This is a genomic window from Ureibacillus galli, assembly GCF_014836845.1.
Lineage (GTDB): Bacteria > Bacillota > Bacilli > Bacillales_A > Planococcaceae > Ureibacillus > Ureibacillus galli.
The window spans coordinates 42,430-49,523 of sequence record NZ_JACSQA010000026.1; the positions used below are offsets into that span (position 1 = coordinate 42,430).

The 7,094-nt window shown below is 39.1% G+C and carries 9 protein-coding genes; 8 read left to right on the forward strand and 1 reads right to left on the reverse strand.

Annotation, left to right across the window (positions count from 1 at the left end; all coding sequences use genetic code 11):
* From H9636_RS14720 to moaD, 4 genes are read left to right on the forward strand one after another with little or no spacing between them, the layout of a single operon-like run.
* Complete coding sequence (locus H9636_RS14720; RefSeq protein WP_191708325.1) at positions 1-1,290, forward strand: molybdopterin molybdotransferase MoeA; 1,290 nt, start codon at positions 1-3, stop codon at positions 1,288-1,290.
* Complete coding sequence (mobB, locus tag H9636_RS14725) at positions 1,254-1,775, forward strand: molybdopterin-guanine dinucleotide biosynthesis protein B (protein WP_191708326.1); 522 nt, start codon at positions 1,254-1,256, stop codon at positions 1,773-1,775. The genes H9636_RS14720 and mobB overlap by 37 nt, the downstream gene beginning before the upstream one ends.
* Positions 1,772-2,245, forward strand: a complete 474-nt coding sequence (locus H9636_RS14730; RefSeq protein WP_191708327.1) for a molybdenum cofactor biosynthesis protein MoaE — start codon at positions 1,772-1,774, stop codon at positions 2,243-2,245. The genes mobB and H9636_RS14730 overlap by 4 nt, the downstream gene beginning before the upstream one ends.
* Positions 2,242-2,475, forward strand: coding sequence for a molybdopterin converting factor subunit 1 (moaD, locus tag H9636_RS14735; protein WP_191708328.1), 234 nt, complete (start codon positions 2,242-2,244; stop codon positions 2,473-2,475). Before H9636_RS14730 ends, moaD begins: the two co-directional genes overlap by 4 nt.
* Positions 2,476-2,608: 133 nt before the next feature.
* On the opposite strand, the gene H9636_RS14740 is transcribed toward moaD, so the two are convergent.
* A complete protein-coding gene (locus H9636_RS14740) occupies positions 2,609-2,827 on the reverse strand; it encodes a PCI domain-containing protein (protein WP_191708329.1) in 219 nt (72 codons plus the stop codon).
* Between the two features lie 262 nt (positions 2,828-3,089).
* On the opposite strand from H9636_RS14740, the gene fdhF reads away from it, so the two are divergent.
* From fdhF to H9636_RS14760, 4 genes are read left to right on the forward strand one after another with little or no spacing between them, the layout of a single operon-like run.
* Positions 3,090-6,071 (forward strand): formate dehydrogenase subunit alpha, encoded by a 2,982-nt coding sequence (gene fdhF / locus H9636_RS14745; protein WP_191708330.1) that lies wholly within the window; start codon positions 3,090-3,092, stop codon positions 6,069-6,071.
* Positions 6,046-6,543, forward strand: a complete 498-nt coding sequence (locus H9636_RS14750; protein ID WP_191708331.1) for a DUF1641 domain-containing protein — start codon at positions 6,046-6,048, stop codon at positions 6,541-6,543. The genes fdhF and H9636_RS14750 overlap by 26 nt, the downstream gene beginning before the upstream one ends.
* 18 nt (positions 6,544-6,561) lie before the next feature.
* The gene (locus tag H9636_RS14755; protein WP_191708332.1) at positions 6,562-6,771 is read left to right on the forward strand and encodes a heavy-metal-associated domain-containing protein; all 210 of its coding nucleotides are present in this window, start codon (positions 6,562-6,564) and stop codon (positions 6,769-6,771) included.
* Between the two features lie 38 nt (positions 6,772-6,809).
* Positions 6,810-6,953 (forward strand): hypothetical protein, encoded by a 144-nt coding sequence (locus H9636_RS14760; protein WP_191708333.1) that lies wholly within the window; start codon positions 6,810-6,812, stop codon positions 6,951-6,953.
* Positions 6,954-7,094 lie beyond the last annotated feature (141 nt).

A 7,094-nucleotide genomic window follows, 5' to 3' on the forward strand; every position in this document is an offset into this window, starting at 1 on the left:
ATGTTAGAAAAAAGAAAACTGATTCCAGTGGGGGAAGCCGTAAAACGTGTGATGGAATTTGCCTTTCAAGAAAAAAAGGAAATCGTCCCATTACTTCAAGCACATGGGCGCTTTCTTGCAGAGGATATAGCTGCAGATGCTGATGTACCAGCTTTTGATCGTTCTCCTTATGATGGTTTTGCAATTCGCTCCATCGATAGTAGAGAAGCAAGTTCAGAAAATCCAGTAACCTTTAAAGTTGTAGGGGAAATTGGTGCAGGCTTTGTATTTGAAGAAACAGTAGGGCACCTAGAAGCAGTGCGTATTATGACTGGAGCTCCTATTCCAAAAGGGTGTGATGCAGTCGTCATGCTAGAATTGACCCATACGTTTGAAGAAAATAATGAAATGTATATGTCGATAAAGCGAACTTTTGAAGCGGGAACGAATATTTCCTATAAGGGAGAAGACGTTCAAAAAGGAGCCATCTTATTAGAAAAAGGACAATATATTAATCCAGGAGCAGTCGCGTTACTCGCTACTTTCGGTTATGACCAAGTCCCTGTTTTTCGAAAACCAATTATCGGTGTTATTGCAACTGGGAGTGAGTTGCTTGAGCCAGGGGAATCTTTACAGCCAGGCAAAATTCGTAACAGTAATGCCTATATGATCATGGCTCAAATTGAACGTGCTGGGGCAAGCGTTCAATACTTTGGGAAATTTAGCGATGAATTGGATGTATGTATTGATGTTGTTCAAAACGCCTTGCAGGAAGTAGATATGTTGATTACGACAGGTGGCGTTTCGGTAGGAGATTATGATTACTTGCCAGCGATTTATGAAGCTATTGATGCAAACGTATTGTTTAATAAAGTTGCAATGCGGCCAGGAAGTGTTACAACTGTTGCAGAAAGTAAAGGCAAATTATTATTTGGGCTTTCAGGTAATCCTTCCGCTTGCTATGTTGGTTTTGAATTATTTGTTCGTCCGATTATTCGAACAGCATTTAGTAATAAGCAACCACATTTACGGAGAGAATCGGCTGTTTTAGGTGCCGATTTTACAAAAGCAAATCCATTTACCCGTTTTGTCCGGGGAACAGCTTTATATGATAATGGTCAATTAATTGCACTTCCTTCTGGTTTTGATAAATCAAGTGCGGTTTCTTCCTTAGTGGAAGCGAATGCCTTTATTGTATTGCCTGGAGGTTCCCGAGGATACGAAAAAGGGATGCAAATAGATGTGCTATTGCTGGAAGATATGCAAGGAAGTGAGTGGCCTTGGAACAACTTCAGAAAATCTTACAAGTAGTTGGGTATCAAAATAGCGGAAAAACGACGTTAATGGAACAACTGATTAGACAAGCTACGGCTTGTGGTATAAAGGTAGGAACCATCAAGCATCATGGACACGGTGGTATTCCTATGAGCGAGTCAAAAGATAGTTTTCGTCATGAAGAGGCAGGAGCAAGTGTCACAGCAGTTGAAGGAGATGGCACTTTGCGTATGAGTATTCATCAAAATAGTTGGAAACTTGACGATATTTTAGCGATCTATGCTTCTTTTAAATTGGATCTAATATTGATTGAAGGATATAAGGACGAACATTATTCAAAAGTTGTCCTTTTGCGAACATTAGAAGATCAAGTTTTGCTTCAAAAAGTGTCCAATATCATCTGTGTTATTTACTGGCCATCTTTTCCACTAGAAAAGCCGCTAGAATATCCGACTTTCTCAATTCATGAACAGGCGCAGTATATGGAATTTTTAATGGCAGAAATGAGGGAGAAAATATGAGTACATCCTTTTTTGAAATCGTCGATAAACCAATAGACGTTGAGGAAGTCAGAAAAAAAGTAGTCAGTCGAAACGCTGGTGCTATTACGATTTTTATCGGCACCGTACGGGAAATGACGAAGGGGAAAAGAACCCTCCATTTGGAATATCAAGCCTATCCCGAAATGGCAATTAAAATGTTCGAACAAATTTCGAAAGAGATACAAGAGAAATGGCCAGAAGCAATCGTTGCGATAACCCATCGCGTTGGTCATTTAGAAATTACGGATATTGCCGTCGTTATTGCAGTGTCATCACCACATCGTAAAATTGCCTATATGGCGAATGAATATGCCATTGATCGCATTAAACAAATTGTACCGATTTGGAAAAAAGAGTATTGGGAAGATGGGACAGAATGGATTGGTGATCAATTAGAAAATGTCCCATATCCGAAAAATCTACCTAGCGAGGAAGGAGATCGCTCATGATTAATATATTGCTATTTGCACACTTACAAGAAGCAATCGGTCAATCCCAGTTAAAAGTTGACCTGTCAGACTATACGGTTGGTCAATTGAAAGAATGGATGGAAAATCAATATCCACAACTTTCTTTACAAAATATGATGACAGCTGTCAACGAGGAATTTGCAACAGATGACATGATAGTAAAAGATGGCGATACACTCGCCTTTATCCCACCAATTAGTGGAGGATGAAAAAGGTCTTGAAAAATATACCGAGTCAATATAAAAAAGTCGATTCCTATCGTACAGGATTCGACTTTTTTTAGTTTCATTTCCAAAGTGTTGATCATATCCCTTTGGCGGAAATTCACTAGCCCCGCTTTGATTAAGGTAATTGATAGATTTCATAATTTGGCGGTTCAGGTAACGTTGACTTATTTAGACGACCTTCTTTAATTAATTGTTCCAATGTTTTTTCTACTTCCGCTGACTCCACACCAAATAGATCTGCTATTTTTACTGTAGAGAGGGCTGTGTATTTTGGCTTTTTTGTTGAAGAAACAATCATATTTTGAACACGTTCATATAATACTTCCTTATCCACTTTTTCAACCCTTCCTTATAATAAATTTCAAAAATGAATCAACTAAAGTATCCCTTATCAGATTAACCGTTGAACGTTTTTCTTATGCCAATTTGAACGATAAATAATTGGATAAATAACGTAATGAAAAGAATGTTTTAGCTACCGTTTTTTAAAAGTAGTGGAAAATATAAATGATTATCCCTTTATTTATTGGACATACTTTGGAGGAAAACTGTTTTGTCGGAGCATCCATCAAATATTGTAAATAAGGAGTATTGATATGAAAGAAACTTCATTTTCCATCCAAATTAATGGGCAAGAATTTGCTGCCCATTCTGATCAAACCATTTTGGAAGTCGCCCAGGCAAATGAATCGTATATACCGAGTATCTGTTTTCATCCCAATCTTGGAACCATTCAAACATGTGATACATGTTTTGTCAATGTTGATGGAGAAATGGTCCGTGCCTGTGCAACAAAAGTACAACCCGGCATGAATGTAGATACAAATTCTAAAGTTGTAAAAGATGCTCAATATGAAGCAATGTCTAGAATATTAAAGAACCATGAGCTGTATTGTACAGTTTGTGACAATAATAATGGGAACTGTGTTGTTCATAATACAGCTGAATATTTGGAAATTGAACACCAAAAATATCAATTCGAAGCAAAGCCGTACCCACCAGATCACTCCCACCCGTTTTATCGATATGAGCCAGATCAATGTATTTTATGCGGAAGATGCGTAGAGGCTTGCCAAGACCTACAAGTAAACGAAACATTAACGATTGACTGGAATCGAGAGAAGCCTCGCGTCATTTGGGACAACGATGTACCGATTGATGAATCTTCTTGTGTAAGTTGCGGACATTGTGTAACCGTTTGCCCATGTAATGCATTGATGGAGAAATCGATGCTCGGTGAAGCGGGTTATTTAACGAAAATTCCACCGAAAATTTTAGAACCAATGATTGATTTAACAAAGGAAGTTGAACCAGGATACAAGGAAATTTTTGCAATTTCTGAAATGGAAGCAGCGATGAGAAAGGCAAGAATTAAACGTACGAAAACAGTATGTACGTATTGCGGAGTCGGATGTAGCTTTGAAGTTTGGACAAAAGACCGTAAAATTTTGAAAATTGAGCCCCAAGAACATGCACCGGTTAATGGTATTTCAACATGTGTGAAAGGTAAATGGGGCTGGGATTATGTGAATAGTGAAGAGCGCCTTACAAAACCGTTAATTCGTAAAGGGAATGAATTTGTAGAAGCGACTTGGGACGAGGCACTTAAATTAATCGCGTCAAAATTAACAGGTATTAAAGAACAATATGGACCTGATTCCATCGGATATATTGCTTCATCGAAATGTTCGAACGAGGAAAATTTCCTATTCCAAAAATTTGCCCGCGCGATTATGGGGACAAACAATGTTGATAACTGCTCAAGATATTGTCAATCTCCTGCAACAGCAGCTCTTTTACGGACAGTTGGAATTGGAGGAGATTCTGGAACAATAAGAGACATAGAAAAGTCGGAATTGATTATTGTGATCGGTGCGAATCCGGCTGAATCCCACCCTGTTCTAGCAACCCGTATTAAACGCGCCCATAAACTTCACGGACAAAAACTAATCGTGGCTGACTTGAGGGAAAACGAATTAGCAGAGCGTGCGAACTTGTTTATTCATCCGAAACCAAGTACGGACCTTATTTGGATTTCCGCTGTCACAAAATACATTTTAGATCAAGGTTGGGAAGATCAAGAGTTTTTAAAAAATCGGGTAAACGGATTAGATGACTATATTCAATCTTTAAATAAATACACCCTAGACTATGCAGAGAAGGCGACAGGATTATCGAAAGAGGAAATGATTCAAGTAGCTACCATGCTCCATGAATCTAAAACAGCTTGCGTACTTTGGGCGATGGGGGTTACGCAACATAAAGGTGCAACAGATACGAGTACTGCAATCGCGAACCTACTACTCATCACTGGAAATTTTGGACGCCCAGGAACAGGAGCTTACCCGCTTAGAGGACATAATAATGTTCAAGGAGCTTGTGATTTCGGTACAATGCCTGCCTGGTTGCCAGGATATGAACCGATTCAAGATGACAAAGTGAGAAAACGTTATGAAGAAGCATGGGGCGTTACTTTACCAAAAGATCCAGGTTTGGATAATCATCAAATGCTGGAAGGGGTTAAGGAAGGTAAACTAAAGGCACTATACCTATTCGGTGAAGAAATGGCATTGGTAGATTCAAACGTGAATTTCGTCGATTCGATGCTTGAGAAATTGGAATTTTTCGTTGTCCAAGATGTGTTCTTTAGTAAAACAGCCCAATTTGCTGATGTGGTGTTACCAGCATCCCCGAGCCTTGAGAAGGATGGTACCTTTGTCAATACAGAACGGCGAATTCAAAGATTTTATAAAGTGTTAGAGCCCCTTGGAGACTCTAAACCTGATTGGATGATTTTCCAAGAGCTTGCGAATCTTCTCGGAGCGAATTGGAATTACCAACATCCAAGTGAAATCATGGATGAAGCAGCGAGTCTTGCGAAATATTTTGCAGGTGTTAGTTACGATAGGCTGGAAGGGTTCAACAGTCAGATTTGGCCAGTTGCTAAAGATGGTACCGATTCGCCACTACTATACGAAAAAAGATTCGTTTTCCCGGATGGGAAAGCGCGGCTTGTCCCAGTTGACTGGACGCCTCCTTTTGAAGCAGGAGACGAATATGATTTACACCTTAATAACGGTCGCTTATTAGAACATTTCCATGAAGGAAATATGACCTACAGATCTGAAGGGCTTACCCATAAAGTGCCCCATCCTTGGCTTGAAATTTCACCGGAGTTGGCAAAGGAAAGAGGCGTTGAAGACGGATCACTAGTGCGTCTATCATCCCCTTATGGTCAAGTGAAAGTAAGAGCGATTGTCACAGACCGTGTAATAGGAAAAGAATTGTACTTGACGATGAATACACGGGAAGATGTGGAGGCTGTGAACCGTTTAACGAGTAGTTATCACGACTTGATTACCCATACGCCGAACTATAAAGAAATGGGTGTCAAAATGGAAGTATTGGAACAAAAGGGAGAACCGCCGTTGCCAAAGGTAAATCATCGATTTGGAAATCGTATGCCGCAAATTAGTGTACGTGTAGAAGAAAAATGGAAACGGGATGATTTTACCCCGATTACGGAACTATTCGAAATAGGAGGAGACCAATATGGCGGAAGCAATCAAGCAAATTAGAAAAGAAATTCCTACTCCCGAACAGGAACAATCACAAGCGATCTCAGAGATTATCGCTGCCTTAGCAAGTAATCGAGAAGCGATTATCTCAACGATTGGGATCATTAAACATCTTCAAGAGATGGGTGTCTTAGATGCTTTAAATGGGTTGCTTGAAAAACGGGTTGATGTCGGAGCTATTGCCCTACAGCAATTTAATCAGCCAGGTATGCACAATATTATTAAAAATGGCATGAATACTTTTAAATTTCTTAGTCAATTGAATCCAGATGAATTACAAATCCTCCTAAATGGAGTTACTCGAGGTTTAGAGAAGTTAGGGGAAAGAATAGATCGAAATGATAAAATCAGTTTATGGCAACTCGGAAACAGTATGCGAAATGATGAAATAAGAACATCGCTCTTTACGATGCTAGGTTTATTAGAAGGAATGGGAGAAGTATTTCAAAGGGATAAACGAGACCTACATTAAAAAAGGAGATTGGGTAAATTGGAAAAAGGGAACTTAAAAATTGAAGGATTAGAAAATGAGGAAGATGTTCATAAAGTCCTTCAAGCACTGGAATCCGTTTGGGGAGTCCGCGATGTGCAAGTAAGTTTGGCAAATAAAACGGCTACTTTTGCTTATGATGAGAAAGCGGCATCACATGTAGACTTTCTACAGGCAGTAAAAGATACAGGATATAACGTTGTTAATTAGTTTATGTCGATAAGATCCTTTTAGGAAGGAGGAACATGATGAAAGTATGTGAAGTTTGTGGTTTTGAAGAAAACGAGGAACTGGAAAATAATGAACAGCCCTCAACAAGAATGCTTCATCTATGTGAAAACTGTAGAACAGATCGAGATTTTCCTTATTTTGAAGACGAGGAAGTACAGTAAGGATTACGGGGTTCATTGGCCTTCGTCGTAAAACTAATAGAAAATAAAAGGTGTAGAAAAACATTTTGAACTGAACCCCAAATAGTGGACACTTTAAAAAAAGTGGACCTATTCGGGGTTTTTCTATTTTCTTCAATGAAC

Excerpts from the sequence above, each read along its gene's own strand:
- H9636_RS14720 (WP_191708325.1), top strand. The coding sequence starts at position 1 with ATGTTAGAAAAAAGAAAACTGATTCCAGTGGGGGAAGCCGTAAAACGT.
- H9636_RS14730 (WP_191708327.1), top strand. The coding sequence starts at position 1,772 with ATGAGTACATCCTTTTTTGAAATCGTCGATAAACCAATAGACGTTGAG.
- moaD (WP_191708328.1), top strand. The coding sequence starts at position 2,242 with ATGATTAATATATTGCTATTTGCACACTTACAAGAAGCAATCGGTCAA.
- fdhF (WP_191708330.1), top strand. The coding sequence starts at position 3,090 with ATGAAAGAAACTTCATTTTCCATCCAAATTAATGGGCAAGAATTTGCT.
- H9636_RS14750 (WP_191708331.1), top strand. The coding sequence starts at position 6,046 with ATGGCGGAAGCAATCAAGCAAATTAGAAAAGAAATTCCTACTCCCGAA.
- H9636_RS14760 (WP_191708333.1), top strand. The coding sequence starts at position 6,810 with ATGAAAGTATGTGAAGTTTGTGGTTTTGAAGAAAACGAGGAACTGGAA.